The 25,190-nt window shown below is 37.8% G+C and carries 14 protein-coding genes and 4 tRNA genes; 11 read left to right on the top strand and 7 right to left on the bottom strand.

The window, feature by feature from the left end:
• Window positions 1-7 precede the first annotated feature (7 nt).
• Entirely contained in the window at window positions 8-694 is a 687-nt protein-coding gene (locus tag IPI99_13425; protein ID MBK7341506.1) for an RNA pseudouridine synthase, read from the top strand.
• A 24-nt stretch (window positions 695-718) separates the two neighbouring features.
• On the opposite strand, the gene IPI99_13420 is transcribed toward IPI99_13425, so the two are convergent.
• From IPI99_13420 to IPI99_13410, 3 genes are all read right to left on the bottom strand, one after another.
• Window positions 719-803 (bottom strand) — tRNA-Ser (locus tag IPI99_13420).
• Between the two features lie 459 nt (window positions 804-1,262).
• Window positions 1,263-2,744: an LptF/LptG family permease gene (locus IPI99_13415; protein MBK7341505.1), complete on the bottom strand. Its 1,482-nt coding sequence runs from the start codon at window positions 2,742-2,744 to the stop codon at window positions 1,263-1,265.
• A 135-nt stretch (window positions 2,745-2,879) separates the two neighbouring features.
• Window positions 2,880-7,928 (bottom strand): T9SS type A sorting domain-containing protein, encoded by a 5,049-nt coding sequence (locus IPI99_13410; GenBank protein MBK7341504.1) that lies wholly within the window; start codon window positions 7,926-7,928, stop codon window positions 2,880-2,882.
• Between the two features lie 821 nt (window positions 7,929-8,749).
• Here IPI99_13410 and IPI99_13405 point away from each other — a divergent pair.
• Both IPI99_13405 and IPI99_13400 read left to right on the top strand, forming a co-directional pair.
• Window positions 8,750-10,009, top strand: coding sequence for an MATE family efflux transporter (locus IPI99_13405; protein MBK7341503.1), 1,260 nt, complete (start codon window positions 8,750-8,752; stop codon window positions 10,007-10,009).
• 32 nt (window positions 10,010-10,041) lie between these two features.
• Entirely contained in the window at window positions 10,042-12,867 is a 2,826-nt protein-coding gene (locus tag IPI99_13400) for a leucine--tRNA ligase (protein ID MBK7341502.1), read from the top strand.
• Between the two features lie 98 nt (window positions 12,868-12,965).
• On the opposite strand, the gene IPI99_13395 is transcribed toward IPI99_13400, so the two are convergent.
• Window positions 12,966-13,053 (bottom strand) — tRNA-Ser (locus IPI99_13395).
• A gap of 86 nt (window positions 13,054-13,139) precedes the next feature.
• Between IPI99_13395 and IPI99_13390 the strand changes: the two genes are divergently transcribed.
• The 6 genes from IPI99_13390 (at window position 13,140) to IPI99_13365 (ending at window position 20,312) form a co-directional block, all read left to right on the top strand.
• Entirely contained in the window at window positions 13,140-13,421 is a 282-nt protein-coding gene (locus IPI99_13390) for a GlsB/YeaQ/YmgE family stress response membrane protein (protein MBK7341501.1), read from the top strand.
• A 219-nt stretch (window positions 13,422-13,640) separates the two neighbouring features.
• Complete coding sequence (locus tag IPI99_13385) at window positions 13,641-14,141, top strand: acetyl-CoA carboxylase biotin carboxyl carrier protein subunit (GenBank protein MBK7341500.1); 501 nt, start codon at window positions 13,641-13,643, stop codon at window positions 14,139-14,141.
• Between the two features lie 6 nt (window positions 14,142-14,147).
• Window positions 14,148-15,119 (top strand): hypothetical protein, encoded by a 972-nt coding sequence (locus tag IPI99_13380; protein MBK7341499.1) that lies wholly within the window; start codon window positions 14,148-14,150, stop codon window positions 15,117-15,119.
• Window positions 15,120-15,128: 9 nt separating this feature from the next.
• Window positions 15,129-16,610, top strand: coding sequence for an acetyl-CoA carboxylase biotin carboxylase subunit (gene accC, locus IPI99_13375; GenBank protein ID MBK7341498.1), 1,482 nt, complete (start codon window positions 15,129-15,131; stop codon window positions 16,608-16,610).
• The gene (gene scpA / locus IPI99_13370) at window positions 16,607-18,733 is read left to right on the top strand and encodes a methylmalonyl-CoA mutase (protein MBK7341497.1); all 2,127 of its coding nucleotides are present in this window, start codon (window positions 16,607-16,609) and stop codon (window positions 18,731-18,733) included. The genes accC and scpA overlap by 4 nt, the downstream gene beginning before the upstream one ends.
• Before the next feature lie 37 nt (window positions 18,734-18,770).
• Window positions 18,771-20,312 carry an acyl-CoA carboxylase subunit beta gene (locus IPI99_13365; GenBank protein ID MBK7341496.1) on the top strand — a complete coding sequence of 514 codons (1,542 nt, stop codon included), beginning with the start codon at window positions 18,771-18,773 and terminating at the stop codon, window positions 20,310-20,312.
• Between the two features lie 61 nt (window positions 20,313-20,373).
• On the opposite strand, the gene IPI99_13360 is transcribed toward IPI99_13365, so the two are convergent.
• Both IPI99_13360 and IPI99_13355 read right to left on the bottom strand, forming a co-directional pair.
• Window positions 20,374-21,780, bottom strand: coding sequence for a hypothetical protein (locus IPI99_13360; GenBank protein MBK7341495.1), 1,407 nt, complete (start codon window positions 21,778-21,780; stop codon window positions 20,374-20,376).
• 57 nt (window positions 21,781-21,837) lie between these two features.
• Window positions 21,838-21,918: transfer RNA gene (locus IPI99_13355), tRNA-Leu, on the bottom strand.
• A gap of 177 nt (window positions 21,919-22,095) precedes the next feature.
• Here IPI99_13355 and IPI99_13350 point away from each other — a divergent pair.
• Together IPI99_13350 and IPI99_13345 are read left to right on the top strand one after the other, a co-directional pair.
• On the top strand, window positions 22,096-24,330 hold the full coding sequence (locus tag IPI99_13350) for a bifunctional (p)ppGpp synthetase/guanosine-3',5'-bis(diphosphate) 3'-pyrophosphohydrolase (protein ID MBK7341494.1): 2,235 nt from the start codon (window positions 22,096-22,098) through the stop codon (window positions 24,328-24,330).
• 28 nt (window positions 24,331-24,358) lie between these two features.
• Window positions 24,359-24,931 (top strand): acyltransferase, encoded by a 573-nt coding sequence (locus IPI99_13345; protein ID MBK7341493.1) that lies wholly within the window; start codon window positions 24,359-24,361, stop codon window positions 24,929-24,931.
• Between the two features lie 58 nt (window positions 24,932-24,989).
• Here the strand turns inward: IPI99_13345 and IPI99_13340 are convergent.
• Window positions 24,990-25,063: transfer RNA gene (locus tag IPI99_13340), tRNA-Asp, on the bottom strand.
• Window positions 25,064-25,190 lie beyond the last annotated feature (127 nt).

The raw sequence follows: 25,190 nt of genomic DNA, 5'->3' as shown, positions 1-25,190 counted from the left end.
ATAAAAATTGGAAAATTCACTCGAGGTATTAGCCGAAGAAAGACATTGGATAGTAGTAAATAAGCCGCACGGTCTTCAAACAGAGCCTGATAAAAATTCACACACAAATCTGTTGGAAATGGTCGAGCAGTATCTGAAGACGCACAACAAATGGAACCAAAATGCACGAATCATTCCAGTCACCAGATTAGACCGGCCAGTCGGTGGGTTAGTATTGCTTGCATTGCGTAAAACCATGGCTGCCCGTTTGCAGAATTTATTAGAAACCCACCAGATCAGGAAAACTTATCGCGCATTGGTTTTGGGATCGCTCCCTGCCGATCAAGACTTGAAGTTCAAACATTATTTGAAGAAGGATTCCGGAAAGTTCAAGTCTATTATAACAAATCGGAAAGTAGATAAATTTTACAAGCAAGCTGATCTGCAATACAAAGTCAAAGCAAAAGTTCTTGATGAATGGACAGAAATAGAAGTGAATATCGGAACAGGTCGTTATCATCAAATCAGAGCTCAGATGGCCTTTTTGGGCTTGCCTATATGGAATGATGTTTTGTATGGATCTAAAAGCTACAGTGAAACTGTAAAAATTGGACTTGTATGTAATTCAATTGAAGTCAATTTATCACCGAGTGAAACAGCAATAAATGTTCGACTTGACCAAATTGATTGGATCAAGGATTACCTCAAGCAGTGAAGTCAAAACTAAATTTAAAGGAAGCGGAGGAAGAGGGATTCGAACCCCCGGACCTGTTACAGTCAACGGTTTTCAAGACCGCCGCGTTCAACCACTCTGCCATTCCTCCGACAGAAGTGCAAAGGTAAGTAAACTTTGAAGACATATTCTGCATCTTTTGCATGATTTATTATTGATAAAATGCGATCTATCACGATGGTAAATTCCATTGAATTGCTTTTTTGATACGTGTCCTGATATCTTTCTCCGCACCTTAATCAATTATCAATTTACATTTTATTTATATAAATAAAATGTATTTATAATATGTAGATATACAAATAAATATAATTTATGTATATTTATAATTTAAAATCAATTAAAAATTAATTAATTATATATAGCATATAATTATAATATGTATTATATTTGTACTGTGTAAGTTTTGGTTATTAAATGTATATTCGTTTTTGCTCGTGTAATGTCACGAGCTTTTTTTTTTTGTTCAAAAAATGTTCGCTTAAACCCAATTTCAACAAGAAAATTTGGTGTATACAAGGTAGCATTATACCGTGCTCATTAAAAAATCTTAGGATTTTGAAAGCTTTGACTTTATCCAAAGTCTCAAATCGCGCCAAATATTTCGATCACGAACTGCTGACCATGTCAATAAAATGCCTGGAGGCAGCATCACCAGACAAGGTATCCAGGCGGCAAGTAAGGCATCAATGGTCAGCGCTTCAGAAAGCCTTTTGCATAAAGTGTTCATTAAAATAAATACTACAAAAACGACGATGCAAAGCAGTAGTGGGTAACCATAACCTCCCTTTCTGACTATGGCTCCTAATGGTGCCCCGACAAAAATGAAAAGCAGACAGACGAAGGCATATGAATATTTGGTATACAACTCAAATATGTATTTCGCTTTTTTCTGATTGATGGATTTGAGGTTAGTATCATAAGCATTTTTTCTTGACTTTAGATCATTCAGATTAGACAACGCAGCTTCTGACATGGATTTCATGATGGAATCAGGTCGGGATTGCCATTGTGAAGTCAATTTTTTCAAAAGTGCTGTGTCAGATTGATTTCTCACAAATTCGTCGCTCAATTGTTGTACCCTGGATCGGGTTTTGCTCGTATCTCTGACTTCTTTTTTGTCATTTTTACTGATTTTACTCAAAACAAAATGACCCACTATTGGGCTTAGGTTTTTTCCCAATTCGTTATTCAAAGAATCTATATCGCGCCTGAGCTGAACACTATTTTTCATTTTCTGGTTTCCCTTGAAGAGTTCTTCATCAGTCCGATCAAGATTGAATTCCTTCAGGTCAAAAACTTTGTATAGTGTGGCAAACTGTGTCCTTATGAATGCTTCTTGATTTCGTTGACTACTTCCTCCTGCAGGCTGTTGATATATAGCACCGTTTTCCAACTTCATCACGAGGAATTTGTTTTTCCTCGTAATATACATGCTGCCTTCTGAAGCAGAGATGAATGTGCGCTCTCCGGTAGCGTCTTGACTACTGTGGTCATAGATCAGAATATCTGATATGTCCTTACCATTGGAAGCTTTCTTTCCTATCCGGATGACGTATCCATAAAAATCTTCGTTGAATACGCCTTCTTGCAAGCTCAGTGTAGGCTTTTGTTTTTTTAAATCATGAAGTCTGGAGAGAAACTGAAGATTGCTTCGAGGTATAAGATATTCTGAACATAAAAACGAAAAAATAGTCACCAACGCTGCAAAAAGTATAAGAGGGCGCATAATTCTAAGAAGGGAAATCCCAGCTGACTTCATGCTGGAGAGCTCATATCTTTCACCTAAATTTCCAAATTGGAAAACCCCTGCAAGTAAAACTCCTATGGGTAAAGCCCATGGAATCATGGAAAATGAGAGGTAAAGTAAAAACTCAACAATGATCCAAAATCCCGCACCTTTGCCGATGATGTCATCAATATAAAGCCAAAGTGTTTGCATCACCAAGACAAACATGGCTATCAGAAAGGATAAAATAAAAGGGGGAATGAACCCTTTTACCAACATCATATCCAGTTTTTTCCAAATCATTGTGGCCCCAAAAGTAGAACGATTATCTCTGTTGACAAAAAAAGAAAAGCCCTCGCTTTCGCGAAGGGCTTTTCTTACTATACGTACATCTAAACTGTTCGAACGAAAAAGTCCGCTGAGGGGTAACAGTTTTGCTTATTCTATGATGATCATCCTCTTTGTTGCAGTGTAGTGAGAAGCGTCCAACTGGTAGTAGTACATTCCTGCTCCACTCAATTCTGATTTTGAAATCGTCACAGTATTCATACCTTTTTGACCTTGCAATTCATAAACACGGATGATCTTTCCGGTTACATCGTACAATGTCAATTTCGCATCTGTTGCCTCCGGCAATTTGAATCCTACTGTAGTCTCTTTTGCGAATGGATTCGGATTGTTTTGATACAATTCAAATACTTCGCTTGAGGTTAAAGTAGAGCCATTTTTGATAAGCAATTCTACTCCTTGTTCATTTAGATCACTGTCATAAGATTCAGCTGAGGTAATATCACCTGTAATGGTTATAGCATTTGCTAAAGTCGTATTTGATTTAACGTTGAATACTAGTGTAAACAACACCTCATTCGGATTCAAGCTTACTGCTTTTGAATCATTCCAGCTAGTGGTCAATTTGCCATTAGCAACATGAGACCAACCAAAATTTGCATCGGTTAAATCCAATGTTCCCGGAATCATTTTATCCAATTGCATTGCTTGGTGGTCAAAGTTTATCGTAAACTGATATCCATTGATGTTTTTGAAATTCTGGGCAGTAAATGGAACTTCGATGGTTTTGCCAGCTTCAACTTTCTGGTCATTAGTCACTAAGCTCAATTTTGACGCGTGGCGTACAATTCCTCCGGTACCTAGACTTGCTTTTACACTTCCATTCAAATCACCCATTTTAATCGCTACAAAGTCAACAACTCGATCTCCGTTCTTCAAATCAAAAGACATGAAGTTGTCGTATTTCCAAGGATTGATCGGATCAACGAAAACAAAAGATTTTGGAACAAAAGTCCAAGATGGAGATTTCGCAAATTGCGTGTTAATTCCTAGGATCAATTTTCTGATTTCAGAAATATCTGAAGCAGTAATATTACCACTTAAGTTAACGTCGGCAGCGATCAAGCTGTATGGTGTTGCTATTGTTTCTATACCTAATATGTGTTTTTGAATTTTCACAATATCAATTGTAGATACACCATTCATCGGATTATCATTTCTCGTAGGCTGAACTGTATAGGCCTGTGACATATCAAGATCCAAGAATGTAAACACACCGTCATTTCCGGTTACCCTTGACTTCAAATGATTGCCATTCATCATCAACATCGTTTCAGATTGAGCTGTTTTATCTCCTGTTTCAGTCAACAATGTTCCTGTAACTCTCGCAATGTTTGTACTTGTATTCTTACAAACATTTTGATTGTCTTGAACGATAATACTTGTTGCACAATAGTCTCTGTTTCCTTCCAAATCTTGTACCCATACTTCTACCGGTACTATCAATTCATCATTTGCGTTTGCTTTTTCGAAATCTTCGCAGCAGATACGGATGCTAGGTTTGGATGTATCACTATTGAAATAGAATTTCAATCTTGATTTTGGTGTACAGTTATCATAACTACCTGCGTCCAGATCTTTAGCCCAGATGTCTATACAGCCAGTAGAAGGCATTGGTACTGTAATGATACCTGTAAGGCAATATGGAGTTGGAGCTTTGCAATCTTTGATTTCAAATAATGTAGAGCAAGTTCCAATATTTCCACATCCATCTTCAACATACCAAGTGATTCTGTGAATTCCAATTGGATAAATACCACTTGCATCAAACGGATTATTTACATTGTCGGCATTTGGATTATTGCGAACTGCAGGACGATCTCCTCGGGAGTAAGCTACCTGAGTCAGTTTTCCAACTGTATAGTCAATGGTTCCATCGTTGAATGCATCAATTTTGTATTCATATGACAACCAATCGCTTGGAGTACATGAATCTGATGCCGTAGCTCTCAAACTGATATGTCCTACACATACTCCCAAAGTATTGATCGCTGCAGGCTCACAAGCACCTACATGACAAGTTACATTTGGCTTGATTTTATCATTCACTTTGATCACTTGAGTATGCTCCCATCTTCCGGAATAGACTCCTTTTGAAGGATCATATTGGCACCAATCTACAACAGTCCATTTTCTCAGTATTTTATAACAAGCATCAGGCTCTATTGTAAATATTTCATCATCATGTTCAATTGAAATTAATGCACAATTGTCGTCTGCATTATTTGCTATTTCAGGTCTTCCTATTATATCTGGTGAAGTGTTTGCACCACATCCAAATACAGATGTTCCAGCACCGTCACAATCAGGCCATACGATATCGTCATCAGGATCGCACTTGTCGTCAGATACATAGAATGGATCACAATCGACTACCCAAATAGTCTGAGTTGCTTTAACGATAATATTATTAGGTCCTTTTGCTGTAACGGTACGTAAAATTCTTCCTTGACCACATTCTCTTTTGTCTTCAACTACAATTTCAGGTGATACATTGCATGAAGCCAAAACGTATCCGTCAAATCCCCAAACCAAATCATATTTATTGTCTGGGTGACTTGGATTGAATAATGTTCTGTAATAATTGCAAGCTACATTTGGAGCGGGCTGCAATTGTGGAGGTAATCCACTAACAAAACCCGGATAACCGGTGATATTGTTTTTGTTACAATATGCATCACACACTACGTCTGTAGTTTTAACCTTGCTTCTCCAAGCTACGTCATTTACAACTTTACCAAACGTCGGATCTGAAGGGTCTGACAATTTTGTCAAATCGAACCAATACATGCAGCTTACCACGATATCCGGTGGCGCTACTACTGTAGGAACGGATTTGTCTTGGACTTCTACCTCAACCATACAGTCGCTGAAGTGTCCAACCAATATTCCTGAACCGCTCATCCTTGATGGATGTACAGGACCCACACCTGGATCAACATCAAAAACGCGGAACACCACTCTGATAGTTTTGTTAACATCTTCGCAGCAGAACTTCACGTTGTCATCGAAATATGTTTGTGAACCATCCACATTCACATCATCATCTCCATTTGCCTTATTGCAAACTTTGGATTCCTTAGTAGAACCATTGTTCGTACCTTGGAGCTCATCCATTCGGATAGCTTTGAAGAATATATGAGCAGCGCAGTTGTCAAATGAACCATCGTCAAATGTTTCTGCATTGATTTTAGCTAAGTTTAAACCTGGAGATTGAGTTCCTGTAATTGTGACTACGGTTGTTTTATCACATACAGCGATAGGCGGATTTTTGTCGACAACATTGATTCTTACTAATTTCTCAGTAATGTTGCCGCAGCAATCTTCCGCTATGATATAAGCGTTTTGGATACCAAGAGGAAGATTTACCACGACAAAGCCTGTTTTTTCGTCACCAAGGACTGTTCCATCCTCTACTCTAATGCTGTAGTGGATTTCATTTGAACAGTTGTCAGTGATCCAGGCTGGTGGAACTTCCCATCTACCTTCGCATTTCCAAATATCTGTACCAACTTCATAATCATCAGGGTACAATATAGATGGTCCTTTGTCATCTACTACTTTAATGATCTGGTCGTAATAGCGGGTAGCTCCTGTGCACCAGTCTAGCATGATCCACTGACGTAAGATTTTGTAACATCCAACAGAACCCGCATCACATCCGGGTTTTGCGATATCGATACGTATGTCTTTGTAAGTGGCAGCAATGTTGGAACATCCTGATACGGTTGGTCTGCCAGTACCTTTCCACATGACAAGTGAATCTGCAGGCCAACATCCAGGATTAGATGGATAATACACCGGATCTGGATTTGGGTTGCCCGCATTTATACCGGCATCTATGCTGTTCCATCCTAGTATTCTAGGTACGCGGGCTCCAGTACATTTATATACAAATGAATCTAAAAGATAACCGTCTACACATAATGGAGCAGCAACAAAATGTGGTGTAGGATCAAAAGATTTGTTGATTTTGTTTTCACATAATAAAGCATTTTGGTTGCAACCATTGAAAATGAAATTTGTCACCATAAATGTGTCTTCTCTGCCAATATTATTTGACCTGACAAAGAATCTAAAATCGTCCCCTGGTTGAACTGCAACCGATGACGTTCCTGAGGCAAACATGCCGGCAGGAGGGGTAGATAAGAAGGTATACACGCCATTCAAAGCATAACCGGCTTCATCATTTTGAAAATTGCCGGCTCCACCTCTAATCATGGAAGTCCAATCAAATGTGATAGTTCCACAGTAAGGAATCGATAATATAGCAGCATAAGTAGTATCCATTTTAGCTGGCGCCACACCATCTGCACCAATGATTGTCAACTTTGAGTTGGTATTGGTAAAGTTGACGGTTCCATTTATTGCTCCGGGGCCTGCATTTCCAACCTGCCAATTTGCAGGATCAAACGGACCTGTAAAAAATTTGAATACTGTCTCTCTTCCTACAACATCAAAATGAGGAGGCACGGGAGCTACAAAAATATCTCCCAACAATATTCTGATCGTTTGAACACAGCTGGATTTGTTTCCATGAGAATCTGTTGCAATCCATGTCCTGGTTATAATTTTTTCATAACCTAATGCACAAGATCCTTTGTCAACTTTGTCTGTATAAGTCAACGTGTAAGTTCCACAATTTTCAGTTACAAGAGGTAATCCTGTAAATGCAGGACTTGTAGGATCCGTACAGTTGATTTCTACATTCAATGCGCACGACGTAAATATTGGCGCAAGCTTGTCTTCAACGAAAGCACGTCCCCAACAAGAATTGCCTGAAGAGATTTCTCTTACAGTCAGTTCAAGGTGTCGACCGATTTGTGCAGCTCCGATTTGCACACCCGGCATAACCGGATCTACATCAATAATCGCACGAGTCACCCAGTCGCGAGCGATCACTAGCATGTCTGCATAGTTATATCCTGTTCCTTCCAGGACCATATCAGGCGTGATCGTAGCCAGACATGTTTCATCCAGACTGATCTGAATGTCGTCATTACAAGCAAGTTGTCCACGCATGGCTTCCGGACTGGAAGAGGAAGCAATTAATGTCGCAGTGCTTGAAATGACTAGCATGAGCATAATAGCACCACTCAACTGGCGCCTCAATGCTTTTAGTAAGCTTAGTCTAATCATACAATAGAGATTTGGATTTATAAAAAAAAACAACTAATTACATGAGTATAAATACATTTTCAGCCCTGCTTCTGTCATTTCTGACTTGGCAAATACTGAAAATGCATAATTGAGTTGTTGAGTATGATTAGCTATTAAAAGATGTAGCATAAATTCGTATGTACTTTGCTTCGTCTGTAGCATACGAATTTAGGTCACACACGTATCAGTTCAAATGTTCATGCAGAGCATGAATTTGATATGATGATCAAATTGCTTGATTAGCTTTTTGATCTTGTGTGACAGTTGTTACGATGCAATGATGGAGTGAAATAGAGCTGTGTGCAAGAAATAACTGATATATTTTTTCTTGTTATTCATAATCGGAAGAATAAAAAACAGTAATACATAGTGCCCCCTGTAAAATCTCTAATATGAAATTTTACCAAATCAAAATAAATTATCATGTACTGCCTAACCTTTTGGTATTAGTACATGCAATCTCGAAAATCTGATTGTTGCGGGGGATAAAGTATAGTTTTCAGATAATAAACTAAGCTTCACTAACAGAGAATAAAAAGTGTGCCAAAAGTGCAATCTGACATTGCAAAATTCATATTCAGATTGCGGATCATTTATTTTTTGGTCAATATCTTATATTTAAAAAAGTAGATTTCTTATATTGAAATAAAAAAAATATATAGAGTTCAGGTCGTGAAGAATGTATTGTCTTGATTTTATACTTTTGCGCATCATAGTCAGACATGTGGAACTTAGATAAAACAAATACCAGACAGCTACTAAAGTTATCAGGACCGCTAATCATTGCCAATATATCTCAGATGTTTCTCGGGATAATGGATGCCATGATGGTAGGGCAGATCAGCTACAAACACTTAGCTGCCTCTTCGCTGGTCATCAATGTCGTAGGAATTCCATACGTGAGTTGCATAGGACTGGTAAGCGTAATTTCACCTCTGGTAGCTTTTCTTTACAGTGACAGAAAAGCAAGCGATATAGGAAGTTATCTATGGCATGCGCTCATTTTAAATACCTTGATTTGCATAGTAATGTGCACTTTATTACATATTTTTTCCGGTGTAATCTTTCATCTCGGACAAGATGTTGAAGTAGTTAATTTAGCCAAACCATTTCTGATTTATATGACCTGGGCAATTTTGCCAATGGTCATTTTTTTTACTTTCAAGCAATTTAGCGATGGATTAGAGCATACCAGATTCCCGATGATACTTTCATTGCTTTCGATTCCATTTAATTTTATTTTGAATTATGCTTTGATTTATGGGAATTTTGGATTCCCGAGGTGGGAACTGGTAGGATCAGGCTTGGCGACATTAATCACGCGCATCACTATCATGATAATTTTAATCGTGCATGTGCTTACCCATCCCAAGTTTAAGGAGTTTAATTTGTTCCGGTTTCGATGGGATCCCAAGGTAATGAAAAAAATAAGCTCATTAGGATTGCCATCAGCGTGGCAGTACAGTAGTGAAGTTGGAGCTTTTGTGGTTCTTGGAATATTATCCGGCTGGTTTGGCGCTCAACAACAAGCAGCACACCAAACTGCAATGTCAATTGCTGCATTTACCTTTATGGTTTCATTAGGATTGTCAACAGCAGGTTCTATCAAAGTCGGCGAAGCATTTGGTAATGGCAAAATGAATCTTGCTTGGGTATTTGGCAAAACGACAATTCAAATTGCATTTATTTATGGATTAGCTTGTGGGATAATCTTTATTTTTTTAAAAAATATATTACCTATTAGTTTTACTAATGATCCTATTGTCTTTCAAATTGCATCACATCTTCTTGTGCTTGCCGCATTTTTTCAAATTTCGGATGCTCTTCAAGCGGTTGGAATTGGATTATTGCGAGGCCTTCAAGATGTTAAGATTCCAACTATTTTTACTACTGTAATTTATTGGTTTGTCGGGGTGCCGGCAGGATATTTCCTCTCAGTCCACAGGAACATGAAAGTTTATGGCATTTGGATAGGATTTATCATTAGTCTTGGACTGATTGCAGTTTTGTTGTTTGTGAGGTTTTACTATATAACTCGAAGTGGAAGACCTAAGTTTTAATGCTTTCTTATCTTTGTTTAAAATTTGGCCGGATGAATTTTGATTTTTCATTGTTTGAAGCTTATTGTAAGGATTATTGGAAGGAGAATAAAACCTACCAAGTGGACTTGAAATCAACAAGGCCAAAATATTATATCCTCGATATGTTTCCTTATCCCTCAGGGTCTGGACTTCACGTCGGTCATCCTTTAGGTTATATTGCTTCAGATATTGTAGCAAGATGGAAAAGGATGTGCGGTTTCCATGTGTTACATCCTATGGGATTTGATGCTTTTGGTCTTCCTGCAGAACAGTATGCTATCCAAACAGGTGTACATCCAAAAGATTCTACTGAAACGAATATTAATAGGTACATTGATCAACTTGATAACATTGGATTTAACTATGATTGGTCGAGATCTGTCAATACCTCAGATCCAAAGTATTATAAATGGACTCAGTGGATATTTCTAAAACTTTTTGATCATTATTACGATACGGAGTCAAATTCAGCAAAATCAATCAATTTACTCAAACTGCATTTTGAGCAGTTTGGGACTTCAAATTTACAAGCTGCCCATTCCTTTGAAGGCCAATTTACACCTGAAGAGTGGAAGAGAAAATCGTTGTATGAAAAGGAAGATATTCTCATGAATTTTAGATTGGCATATCGAAAAGTGAGTTATGTCAATTGGTGCGAAGCATTATCTACAGTATTGGCAAATGATGAAATAAAAGATGGAGTATCTGAAAGGGGTGGACATCCTGTCGAAAAAAAACCAATGATGCAATGGGCTTTGCGTATTACAGCTTATGCGGACAGGCTTTTGTCTGACTTGGATAGTTTGCAATGGTCTGATGCATTAAAAACAATGCAGCGAAATTGGATTGGGAAATCATCAGGAGCTCAGATTTACTTTTCTACTGAAGAAGGACAAAGCGAAATTGAAATTTACACTACAAGGCCGGATACGATATATGGAGTGAGTTTTCTTGTTTTAGCACCTGAGCATTCAATGATTAAATCCATAACTCGTAAAGAAAACTTGGATGAGGTAAATCAATATATTGAGCAAGTTTCCTCAAGATCTGAAGTAGAGAGACAGACCGAAGGCAAAAATGTCAGTGGCGTATTTTCAGGCACTTATGCCATTCATCCATTCACGGGAGAAAAAATTCCAATTTGGATTGCTGAATATGTTTTGATCGAATATGGCACAGGAGCTATTATGGCGGTTCCTGCACATGACGATAGGGATTTTTTATTCGCGACAAAATTTAATCTTCCTGTTGTTCAAGTCATTGACCAGTCAAGTATTGAAAGCGCACATCGTGAAGACAAGACGGGTGTTATGATCAATTCCCCTATTATCAATGGAATGCAAGTCAAGGATGCTATCGAATTCATTATTCAAGAAATTGAGCGTAGGCAAATTGGGTCACGAAGAATCAATTTCAAAATGCGTGATGCCAATTTTAGCCGACAAAGATACTGGGGCGAACCATTTCCTATAGTTTATAGTCAGGAGGGCATAGCTACTCCATTAACCTCAGATCAACTTCCGGTAACGCTTCCTCATTTGGAAAATATAATACCTGGAAAAGGAGGACTTTCTCCCTTATCTCATGCTCAGAGTTGGATCCATGAATGTGATCCAAATACTCGTGAGATTGATACGATGCCCGGATATGCTGGTTCTTCTTGGTATTTTTTAAGATATATGGATCCTAACAACAACAATGAGTTTGTTTCGCGGGAGGCTGTTGAATATTGGAAAGACGTAGACCTGTACATCGGAGGTACTGAGCATGCAGTGGGGCATTTAATGTATTCCAGATTTTGGCATAAATTTTTATTTGATCTTGGATTTCTTCCCACTCAAGAACCATTTATTAAATTGGTCAATCAAGGAATGATCCAGGGAGAAATTAATAGGATTTATATGTCTCGGGAAGACGAAAGCACCTCTGAGATCGACCTGCATTTTGCATCCCTTGATTATGTAAATCAAAGTGGATTAAAAAATTATGTATTGGTTGAAGTTCCACTTTCGCTCATACGCAAAAACCAACAGGGCAAATCAATTTTACCGAAAGAAAATATCTCACAATTTTTAGAATTTAAAGGAAGTCCACGAAGTACAAAAATTCTGACAATTGAAGGTAAAGATATCCTTCTTGAATCTGAAATTGGGAAGATGTCAAAACGCTATCACAATGTGGTCAATCCCGATGATGTCGTAAGAGAATATGGAGCGGATTGTTTTAGAATGTATGAAATGTTTTTAGGTCCCATTGAACAAAGCAAACCCTGGGATACAAAAGGGATCAGCGGAGTAGTTGGTTTTCTGAAAAGGTATACATCGCTTTTTGCTTCTGATGGAAATACCATAGAACTTTCTAACGAAGAACCTACAAATGATGAATTAAAAATATTGCACACTTGTATTAAAAAAGTGAATTCAGATCTGCAGCAATTATCATTTAATACTTCCGTGAGTGCATTTATGATTTGTGTAAATGAACTTAAAAAACTTAATTGCAGAAATCAAAATATTTTGTTGCAATTGAATACATTGCTGGCCCCATTCGCACCATTTTTGACCGAGTTTATTTGGCAAAATTCAGGTGGAAAAAATAGCATACATCATGAAGAATATCCAAAACATGATGAAGCATATTTGCAATCTGATGTGGTCACATATCCGGTCAGTATAAACGGGAAGAAAAGATATGAGTGGACTGTTCCGGTAGATATGCCTAAGGAAGAGATTGAAAAACAAGTATTGGAGTTGGAAGATATTGTAAAATGGACAGAGGGTCACACTGTGAAAAAAATAATTTTTGTCCCTGGCAGGATGATTAATCTTGTAATTTAAGAATCTAGAAGTGTATTAAAATTGTAACTAATGTTACTTCTAATATTATTCCAAATCATCAGATCCAATCTAAGACTAATAGTTCTAGTAGAAAATAGCGGAAGGTCAGGGATTCGAACCCTGGGTACCCTTTTGGAGTACACACACTTTCCAGGCGTGCCAATTAAACCACTCTTGCAACCTTCCTCAATTTTTGCAATGACTTTTATTGCGGGCTGCAAAATTATACATCTTGAAATGGAAATCCAAATACTTCTACAATTATTAAGGGAATGACACTGGATATCATTTTGACAATGATGTATGGAATGTTCTGTGGCTATATTGCCGGACGCATCATAGGGGAGGATGGTTTTGGCTTGATTGGAAATTTGGTAGTAGGGATTGTAGGTAGTTTTATTGGAAAATGGGGGGCTTCTATAATAGGTTTTCATCTTGAATATGCATGGATGCAGAATTTTATTTGTTCAATTTGCGGTGCCATAATGTTTATAGTTTTGATTAGAATTTCCTATAGACTTGGCGAAATACCTCGAAAAAAGAGGAAACGCTAAGTATCACCAGACTTTTTTGAGACACCGTTGATTTATTTCCCAATTTTCTGTTTAGATGCGCCGTGCTAGACAAATTTAGTGTTCATTTCGTTCGATTATGAATTTCAGCTTCAAAAATAGGCTTTATTCGCTAGTTACAGAGATGATATTTACGAATATAATTTCGGCTTGGCGATTTCTAGTGAACAGGAATCACGTACTTTTGACCAGAATTCTTTTATGGCAACAAACAAATCATACCGATTGAAATGTGGTTCTAAGGACTGGATCATTACCGAGGCGGATATCAAAAGTACAGATATCATCAAGACAGGTCCCGATTCCTTTCATATTATACATAATGGTCATTCATTAAGTGCTCATATTGAGTCTGTTGATCTAATTCAGCGCAAAATAAAAGTATTAATTCGACAGCAAAGTTTTGAAGTTTATATAGATACTCCTTTGCAACAACTCATTGATTCTATCGGATTCGTAGCTGGAAGGAGGAAATCAAACGATACTTTGACTGCTCCGATGCCAGGTATGGTGTTGAGAATTCTTGTTGAAGAAGGTCAAACCATTCGGAAAGGTGAAGGATTGCTTGTACTTGAAGCAATGAAGATGGAAAATGTTTTAAAAGCAGCTGATGACGGAGTGGTGGCAAAGCTTGTGGTAAAGCCGTTAGACAAAGTTGATAAGGGCCAGACTTTGATAGAGTTTGGTTCTGTTTCGCAATAATTTGTTATGAAGTTTAATTTGCATACAAAGCTGGAATGGATGGAATTGATTCGGAAGGATCTTTTCGACAAAAATCAGCACGCACCGACCTTTGAATCGTCATTGAGTTTTAATGGTAATCCATTTGTTCATTTTGATGACCTGAATTTTGATCTCAAACCTGCTTTTTATAGTGTAGCAGACGTTTCGAAATCAATACGAATACCGCTAATTGATGCTTTAAAATCAAATCAATTTGCCCTTAGGTGCTTGAACTTTGGAGTTAGTAAATTGACATTCATTGTTGATCAAGAATTAAATGATAACGATTTGCAGATTTTGATGAACAGTATCCGACCTGAGTTTGTGGAAATCGAATGGATAATCTTAATTGAAAATGATGAAGTTAAATATAATATAATCAATTATTATTCTAAATATTATCCTCAAATTTCACCAAGCATTTATTATCCTCATTCTTATTCAGTGATAGAAGATATTGATAGATCAGCAGTCGTTTTAACTCCTTGGATGAATTTATTAAATAAATATCATGAGTTTTGTCAAGATTCAGCTGAAAGTGAATATTTTAAAATAGATTTCAGAATGAGCTCAGATTTCTTAAATTCTATAATACAAATGCGTTGTTTGAATTTGATTTTATCGCGAATTGCTGAATTATTAAATTATAAAAAAGTGAATTTCACTATTGCTACCTGTGTCAGATATCCCGGTGAATCCAATGACGAACTAATTGAAAATTCTACTAGGTCTGTAGCAGCTTATTTAGGTGGTGCAGCCGAAGTATTCATGGAATGCTCAGAGAGCGAAATGATTGCTGATTCCAACCTGCTCAGCTTGATTCAAATTCCTGAAATTCTGGAGCGAGAATCTGGTTTGTCAAAAGTTCAGGATCCTCTTTACGGTTCACATTTTATTGAATCAAATACAGAAGCACTTTGCAGTAGATTGTGGAGCAACTGGGTAAATCGATTTTAAATCAAATGCATGAAAAAAATTCTAATAGCTAACCGGGGAGAAATTGCAAGGCGCATCATAAGGACTGCTCACAAGATGGGTATCCAAACCGTAGCAGTTTTTTCTGAAGCTGACAGAGATGCACTTTTCGTTAGAGAAGCAGGTGAAGCCATTTGCATTGGTGCAGCACCTTCCAAAGATTCATATCTGGATATTGACAAAATTATTTCAGCAGCTAAAGCAACTCATGCCGATGCCATACATCCGGGATATGGTTTTTTAAGTGAGCGAGAAAGTTTTTCGCAAGCAGTTGCAGATGCGGGATTAAGTTTTATAGGACCTTCTCCTTATTCTATTAGGTTGATGGGAGATAAAATGGCTTCAAAGGAATGTGCTCGAAAAATGGAAGTGCCTATACTGCCTGGTTCTGAAAATTCAATCTCCGATCTTCAGGCTGCGCGTGCACTCGCTATGCAAATAAAATTACCTGTCATTATCAAGGCTTCAGCTGGAGGAGGCGGTAAAGGAATGAGGATCGTTCATGATTATGGTGATCTAGAGGAGAATATTAGATTGGCATCCAGTGAAGCGCTTTCAGCTTTTGGAGATGGTGCCGTTTTTATTGAAAAATATTTGCAGGCACCAAAGCATATAGAGATTCAAATCATGGCTGATATGCATGGCAATATTTGTTATTTATTTGAACGTGAGTGTTCGATTCAGCGGCGCTATCAAAAGGTGATTGAAGAAGCACCTTCGCCTTCACTTGACCAGGAACTACGTGCCAAAATAGGGGAGACTGCTGTACGCATCGCCAGATCTTGTGATTACACCGGAGCGGGGACTGTTGAATTTTTATTAGATGAAAGTAAACAGTTTTATTTCATGGAAATGAATACGCGTTTACAAGTCGAGCATCCGGTTACAGAAATGATCACCGGATTGGATCTGGTGGAACTGCAAATTAGAATTTCTCGTGGTGAAAAGTTACCTTTCGATCAAGCTCAACTCAGTTACAAAGGCCATGCTATAGAAGCAAGGGTAAATGCTGAAGATCCGGAAAATGATTTTATGCCAAGTGTTGGAGTTTTAACAGAATACGAAATTCCTGTAGGAGTTGGAATAAGAGTGGATGATGCTTATATGAAAAATCAAGAAATTCCTATTTATTATGATTCAATGATTGGAAAATTGATCGTTCATGCAAGGGATAGAATTGAGGCAATTGAAAAAATGAAAATGGCCATCAAGAAGTATAGGATTGAAGGTGTACAAACAATTTTGCCATATACTGAATTTATTCTCAACCATGAGCAATTTGTCCGAGGCAACATGACAACCAAATTCGTCGAGGCCACATGGCATGAATTTAAATCTGTGAATTATGTTGAAATTGAAGAAGAAGCAGCATCCTTGGTTGCACTCAGGTACTTTTTAGATCACCTTCAAGAGGTAAAAGTTGCGGATACAAAAATCAATTCATGGTCACATCAACGAAATAGAAAAAGATGACGGTGAAATTGTCAGAATTAAAATGGATTCGCCCAAAAATGAGTAATCATTCGGAAAGAGCGGATTCCAATTCGAGTCATTTTGAAGATAGAAAGTGTTTTCAGAAATCAGATCTCAAGGACAATAATATTTTAAATCAATTGTCAGGTGTGCCTCCATTTTTAAGAGGACCTTATTCCACTATGTATGTCAACCAACCCTGGACAATTAGACAATATGCCGGTTTTTCAAATGCCAGAGATAGTAATGCATTTTATAGAAGAAATCTCGCTGCAGGACAGAAGGGTTTGTCAATAGCTTTTGACCTGCCAACACACCGTGGATATGACAGTGATCATCCCAGGGTATTTGCCGATGTTGGAAGGGCAGGTGTAGCCATAGACAGCATTGAAGATATGAAAATTCTATTGGATAAAATTCCACTTGATCAAATTTCGGTTTCAATGACAATGAACGGAGCAGTTATCCCTATTCTTGCATTTTATATTGCTACTGCCGAAGAAAATGGGATTTCAATTTCCAAATTATCAGGTACTATCCAAAATGATATTCTCAAGGAATTTATGGTGCGCAACACATATATATATCCACCCAAACCATCAATGCGCATCATCGCGGATATATTCAAATATACTTCTGCTCATATGCCAAAATTCAACAGCATCAGCATTAGTGGTTACCATATGCAGGAAGCCGGAGCTTCAGCTGATCTAGAATTGGCGTACACACTTGCCGACGGAATTGAGTACGTTAAGACCGGAATGCAAGCAGGATTGGGCATTGATGATTTTGCACCAAGACTATCTTTTTTCTGGGGAATTGGAATGAATTTTTTTGAAGAAATAGCCAAAATGCGTGCAGCACGAGTTTTATGGTCTAATGCGATGTCCTCGCTTGGAGCTAAAAATATTAAATCACTTATGCTGCGGACACATTGCCAGACTTCCGGTTGGAGTTTGACAGAACAAATACCATATAATAATATTTGTCGAACCACAGTTGAGGCTATGGCAGCGATATTGGGTGGCACTCAGTCTCTGCATACCAATTCCATGGATGAAGCCATTGCTTTGCCTACGGACAGGTCGGCAAGGATTGCGCGTGAAACTCAACTTTTTCTCCAAAAACAAAGTGGAATCACTAAAGCTGTTGATCCATTCGGAGGTTCATATTACGTGGAGCATCTTACAGAAAAATTAATTGAACAAGTTCAAAGCCACTTGCGTGAAATTGAAAATTTCGGTGGAATGGCGAATGCCATTCAGAAAGGAATTCCTAAAATGAGAATAGAGGAGTCAGCTGCAATAAAACAAGCACACATAGACTCAGGGAAAGAACAAATCGTAGGGGTCAATGTCCTGAAACACAATCTACCAAATGACTTTGAATTGTTAGAAGTAGATCATCTTAAAGTTTTGTCTGAACAAAAACAATTAATACATAAAATTCGCAAAGAAAGAAATCAATCACAAGTTGAGAACATCTTGCAAGAACTTTCTGATGCGTGTTCAGATGAAAATAAGAATTTGCTGGAGATTGCGATTCGCGCTGCAAAAGCTAGAGCAACTTTAGGTGAAATCAGCTTTGCTATGGAAAAAGTTTTTACAAGATACAAAGCTATGACTCAAGCTGTTCAAGGTGTTTATAGAAAAGAATTTCATCAGAATATGGACCTAGAAAGGATCAGAAAACTCTCGGATGAGTTTGCTGCAATGGATGGAAGACGTCCCAGAATATTGGTTGCAAAAGTTGGTCAAGATGGACATGATCGGGGTGCAAAAATAATCGCAACCGGTTTCGCAGACCTTGGCTTCGACGTGGATATAGGCCCATTGTTTCAAACTCCTGAAGAGGCTGTAAGACAAGCATGTGATAACGATGTTCATGTGCTTGGTATTTCGTCCTTGGCGGCAGGACATAAGACTTTTGTTCCGCAGGTGATGGAAGCACTGGAACTGGAGGGCAGGAGCGATATTATGGTAGTTTTAGGCGGAGTGATTCCACCTGATGATTACGGTTTTTTAAAGACATGTGGTGTAGCTGAAATATTTGGACCAGGCACTCCTGTACCTGAATCAGCAGAAAAATTGCTACATAAAATGTTGGAACATTTCAAAAGATAATTCAATTCGATCGCGATATTATTAATCCAATTTTATTATGCAAAAATATTTGGAAACATTAAATGTTAAAAAGGAACAAGCTCTATTGGGTGGAGGTGCAGATCGGATAGATTCACAGCATAAAAAAAGAAAACTAACTGCGAGAGAACGTATTGAATTGCTATTGGATCCGGGAAGTTTTGAAGAACTTGGAATGTTGGTTGTGCATCGCACGACTGATTTTGGAATGGATAAGCAAAATTTCTATGGTGATGGTGTAATCACAGGATATGGTACCATCGATCGGAGATTGATGTATGTTTTTGCCCAAGATTTTACAGTTTTTGGAGGATCATTGTCAGAGACTCATGCTGAAAAAATTTGTAAGTTGATGGATCTAGCTCTAAAAAATGGGGCACCAGTGATTGGATTGAATGACAGCGGTGGGGCGAGGATTCAAGAAGGTGTCCGATCTTTAGGAGGATACGCGGATATCTTCTACAGAAATGTTAGAACCTCAGGAAGCATTCCGCAAATTTCTGCGATAATGGGGCCTTGTGCTGGAGGAGCAGTTTATTCTCCTGCTATGACTGATTTTATCATCATGGTGGAAAATAGTTCGTACATGTTTGTAACAGGACCCAATGTTGTCAAAACGGTAACAAACGAAGAAGTGAGTTCTGAAGCCCTGGGTGGTGCTCATACCCATGCCACAAAATCAGGAGTAACACATCTTACAGCACAAGATGATTTAGACTGTATTGCACAAGTACGAAAATTGATTTCCTATATTCCTCAAAATTGTGAAGAAAAAGTACCTGATTTGGATTATGTTTTGAGCGATGAAATGCGCCCTGAACTGAATGACATTATACCTGAAAATGCAAATCAACCTTACGATATCAAAGAAGTGATCACGCATATCATCGATGTAAGTACTTTCTATGAAATTCAGGAAGAATTTGCAGATAATATAGTTGTGGGATTTGCCAGACTTGCAGGAAAATGCATCGGAATTGTTGCAAATCAACCCATGGTACTGGCTGGATGCCTAGACGTTAAAGCCTCAAAAAAAGCAGCTAGATTTGTTCGTTTTTGTGATTGTTTCAATATTCCATTGTTAGTTTTAGTAGATGTTCCTGGATTTCTTCCGGGGACAGATCAGGAGTGGAATGCAATTATCACAAATGGTGCGAAACTGTTGTATGCTTTTAGCGAAGCCACTGTTGGACGGATTACATTAATAACTCGAAAGGCGTATGGAGGGGCCTATGATGTGATGAATTCAAAGCATATTGGTGCTGACCTGAATTATGCCTGGCCAAGCGCCGAAATTGCGGTTATGGGCGCAAAAGGTGCGAGTGAAATTATTTTTAAAAAAGAAATTGAAACTGCAGAAAATCCACTGGCAAAGCTGGCAGAGAAAGAAAGAGAATATGGTGAAAAGTTTGCTAACCCATATCATGCTGCTGGCCGTGGTTTTGTTGATGAAGTCATAGAACCTTCACATACAAGAAGGAAATTGATAAAAGCGTTTGCCAGTTTATCAAACAAAGCAGATCAACTTCCTGCAAAAAAACACGGGAATATTCCTTTATAAAAAATTTTCTTGATTGGAAGAATAAGCTCTTTTATCCATTTTAACCACAACTAAACTTGCATCAATGCTCGTGATGATGGTCGAGTTCTGTATGGTGGTGTGAGTTAATTTCTTGAACTTTTGTATTAAAATTTCCAAGCTCGATATCTTCAGAATCAATTGTCATTGATGCCTTCATATGCTCGATGACTTTTAAATTTTCCAGTTCCACATAATAATTCATAGCTTGTTCTTTGTCCTCTAGCATTTTTCTAACATATCCACGCCAAACTTCTTCATCCAATTTGAATTCTCCATATTTCTGTTTGATACTATGGATTACATAATTTTCAAGCTCCTGTCTGCTGATTTGAATTTCGTGAATTTGGCTATATTTTTCTCTAAGAATTCTCCAAGCTAAACTTTCTTTAAAATGAAAAAAATCATGTTCTAATTCATAACCACTTTTCTTAGCCCATGATTCAGATGTAGATTGTAACCATTTTTTAAGAAAATTTTCAGGAAATTCCATTTGACTTGTTTTTGCTAGTTCTTTCACCAGCATAAAATCCAGCATCTTCTCACTTTCAAGATCATAATATACCTGCAAAGAGGTTCTCAATTGTTGTCGGAATGAAAGCGAATCAACGACTTCAGTATCATTGCCAAATACCTTTTTGTAAAACTCTTCATTTTCTGTAGATGCTTTGTTCGATTGGATCTGAATGATTTTTACCTGAAATAAATTTCCAAACTCTCTTTCATCATTTTCCTCTAATTTTAAAAAGTACTTTTTTACCTGATTCAGGTCTAATTTTTTTTCAATTTGATAGATGTCAGCTGTAAATTCATTATCGATAATTTTACCCAACAGCGTCTGTTGGAATTCTTCAGTCAATGTGTCATCGACTAAAACTACAAAGTCAGATATTACTCCCTCAGGTTTGACAATTCCATTCTCCAATTCATAAACTTCTAGTTTTACTTGATCACCAACTTTGACAGCTTCAGTGCTATCTTCCAGATTACCATACTTTGTGAGTAAGAAGCTGATCTCTTCTTCAATTTTTGATTCAGGAATTTGTATTTTGTAGCGCACCAGTTTTGTGCCTTCCAATGCAGTGGAAATATCTGGGTCCGGGGCAAATCCCAGTTCAAATTCAAATTGATAAGCATCGGCTGACATGCCAAGCTGACCTATAGGATCGTTGACAGCCATAATCTCACCAACCAATTGTTTATTATTCTCTTTTAAATAAGATTCCACACTTTGCTGCACAAGTTTTTGGATAGCATCTGCTTTGATCTCTGTGCCATAAAGATTCATGAGAAGGCTTTCGGGCACTCCGCCTTGACGAAAACCTTTAATCTGTGCTTTGTTTTTAATTTTTTTGAGTTCGGATTTTACCATTGGATCCAAATCCTGTTTTGTCAATTGGATTTGAATTTTCCCGTGCTGTTTGTCTAATGGAAGAAAGTCTGTTTGCATGAAAGTGCTTTAATAAAAAACAAAATCCCACAAACCCAAAGGGTCTATGGGACTGAGTGCGGATGGAGGGAGTCGAACCCACACGCCTAAGGCGCTAGATCCTAAGTCTAGTGCGTCTGCCAGTTTCGCCACATCCGCAGAAAAATCAGGTTGCAAAGATAAACAGCCAAAGTGAATATTAAACCATATAAAATAAAATTTATACATTAATTATATTAATAATATATAAATCACTATAAATGATTAATATAGCTTAAAATTTAGGAATTTATAGATATAAATATCTTTTTTTTAGCTTTGTTGTTCTATTAAAAGATGGATGAAGAGAAAATTATAAAGATGCCACCTCACTTTGATGAGGCCGACGCCAAGATGATCAGAACTGATTATGCAAAACTCATGAAATTGCTCAAATCTCATGGTTTGCAAGCTGAAGAAATCGCTGACGTCAGCAGGGCTTTTGGATTTGCTCTCACAGCACATGGTGAGCAAAGACGAAAGTCTGGAGAGCCTTATATCACCCATCCTATCGAAGTTGCAAGAATATGTTTCGAAGAGTTAGGGCTCGGCTATAAATCCGTAATGTCAGCTTTGCTTCATGACGTTGTTGAAGATACTTCTGTCAACCTGGAAGTCATCCACAGAGAATTTGGCCCTAAAATTTCCAAAATAGTTGATGGCCTTACCAAATTGGATGGACTCTATAACGTAGAAAGTCCTCAAGCAGAAAATTTTAAAAAAGTACTATCCACTTTAGTTGAAGATGTAAGGGTGGTCTTGATAAAAATGGCCGACAGATTGCACAATTTAAGGACAATTGCAGGAATGCCCCAACACAAGCAGTTGAAAATAGCTGCCGAAACTACTTATATATACGCACCACTTGCACACAGACTGGGGCTTTACAATCTCAAGTCTGAATTCATGGATATTTGCTTGAAAATCAATGAACCTGAATTGTACAACGAGATTGTATTCAAGCTAAAGGATACTCAGAAAGAGCGGACAAGATTTATTAATGAATTCATAAAGCCTCTCAAGGAATCATTAGAAGATTTGGGTGTGAAGTACGAGATCTATGGACGACCAAAATCAATTTCTTCTATTGCTAATAAAATAAAAACAAAACGGGTAAGTTTTGAGGAAATTTATGATCTATTTGCTGTACGCATTGTGGTAGATGTTCCAAAGGAAAAAGAAAAATCAGTGTGCTGGCAAGTGTATTCTATTGTAACAGATGTACATAGGCCCATTCCCGAGCGATTGAAAGATTGGATTACAACACCAAAATCGAATGGGTATGAATCTCTGCATACTTCGGTGATTGGCCCCAAAGGTAAATATGTGGAAGTCCAAATCAGGTCTCGCAGAATGGATGACATTGCTGAAAAAGGATATGCCTCACATTGGAAGTATAAGGGGATTACCAACATACATGGCATTTATGACCACTGGTTCGACAGTATAAAAGATATTTTAGAGACACCCCATAATGATGCAATAGAATTTTTAAATGACTTTAAATCCAATTTATATGGAGAAGAGGTCTATGTTTATACGCCTAAAGGAGATATGAAAGTTTTGCCCAAAGGAGCGACAGCATTGGACTTTGCATTTAACATCCATTCCGATGTCGGTTACCATGCAAGTGCGTTTAAAATCAACAACAAACTGGTACCCATGGGGTATCAGCTCAGCAGTGGAGATCAGATTCAAGTTGTCACTGCCAAAAATCAAAGACCTACGGAAGATTGGCTCAAAATCGTAATAACCGGGAAGGCCAAATCTAAAATCCGGGCTTCACTCAAGGAAGAGGAGAAAAAGAAAGCTGAAGATGGCAAGGAAATTTTGGATCGAAAACTGAAGAACAACAAACTGGATATCGAAGAGAACCTGGAAGTGTTGATGAAATTATTGGCTTGTCGATCGCGAACCGAACTTTATGTTCATTTTGCAGACGAGAGATTTGATTTTCCGGAGTTGCTCCGCAAATTCAATGTCGAGAATGGAAAATTGAGTGAAATCAGAAATGAACCGAAAGAGCTCAATTTTACTGAGTTAGGCAAAATTTCAAGGACGTTTGCACATACTACCAAGCTCATCATCAATGGTGAAGATGGAGATCAATACCAATATTCTTTGGCGGCTTGTTGCAATCCGGTAGAAGGGGATAGAATATTTGCGTACGTAACTACGAGTAGCGGAATGAAAATCCACCGTGTCAACTGCAAGAACGCCGAGCATTTAATGGCTTCTTATGGATACAGAATACTGAAGGCGGAATGGGCTCAGAGATTGAATAGTTCGTTCACTGCTGTATTGATGGTACACGGCATTGATGATGGGCCTGGTGTGATCGAAAGACTGACGCATACTATTTCTTCCGGAATGGGAGTCAATATAAAGTCCTTTAGTATTGAAGGCAATCAAGGCACTTTTGATGGAAAGATATCTTTGCTTGTCAATCACAAAGACCAGTTAAATAAAATCATACAGTCTTTGGCAAAACTACAAGGAGTGACATCTGTGAGTCGATTAGACGAACACTGATTGTAATGATCTGCTCAATGATTGAAAAATGAAAAAAATGTTGAAAACACTATATATTCTTCTGATCAAGATCAAAAGATATTTTATTGGACATCATTTATTTTGTGAAAGTTTACCTCTTGTTAAAAGTTTTGCCTTGCCTGAAATATTGAGGCACTGTAATGCAAATGTGGGTTCAGATGTAAGCATCAAATCAGGCTTAGTCATACTAAATTCAAGCGGAAGATCTGAAAGTTTGGGTGATTTTAAAAAATTAACCATTGGCCAAGAATGTTATATCGGAGAACAGGTGATTTTGGATCTAACTGATGAAATCCGATTGGGCAAAGAAGTTGTTCTAAGTGCCAGAGTGAGTTTATTTACACATCAGGAAGTTGGAAATAGAATAATTTCAAAGTCCTTAGATGAATACCGATCTCCTATCCTTCTGGGAGATGGGGCGTATCTTGGTACAGGAGCGATAGTATTACCTGGAGTGCGAATTGGAAAAATGTGTGTAGTTGGAGCCGGAGCAGTAGTAACACAAGATTTAGATGATTTTTCTGTTGCTGTAGGTGTTCCTGCAAAAGTCATCAGGAAATTAATTCCAATGGACTTGTAAGATCAATTATGATAAAATTTAAATAAAAAAGGAGCCTGCATAGACTCCTTTATTTTAGCGGACCGGACGGGACTCGAACCCGCGACCTCCGACGTGACAGGCCGGCATTCTAACCAACTGAACTACCGATCCCGCTAACTTTCTAATGAAAGCGAGCGCAAAAATAAGGATACCTTTGATATATTTTACTTTCTGGCATATAAAAAAATAAAATCGCATTGATTTATTCATGCTCCGTAAACTTCCTGTAATTTGTCCT

This window comes from Saprospiraceae bacterium, assembly GCA_016710235.1.
GTDB lineage: Bacteria > Bacteroidota > Bacteroidia > Chitinophagales > Saprospiraceae > Vicinibacter.
Note: the sequence above shows the minus strand (reverse complement) of the source record. Positions and strands in the feature narration are given on the sequence as shown.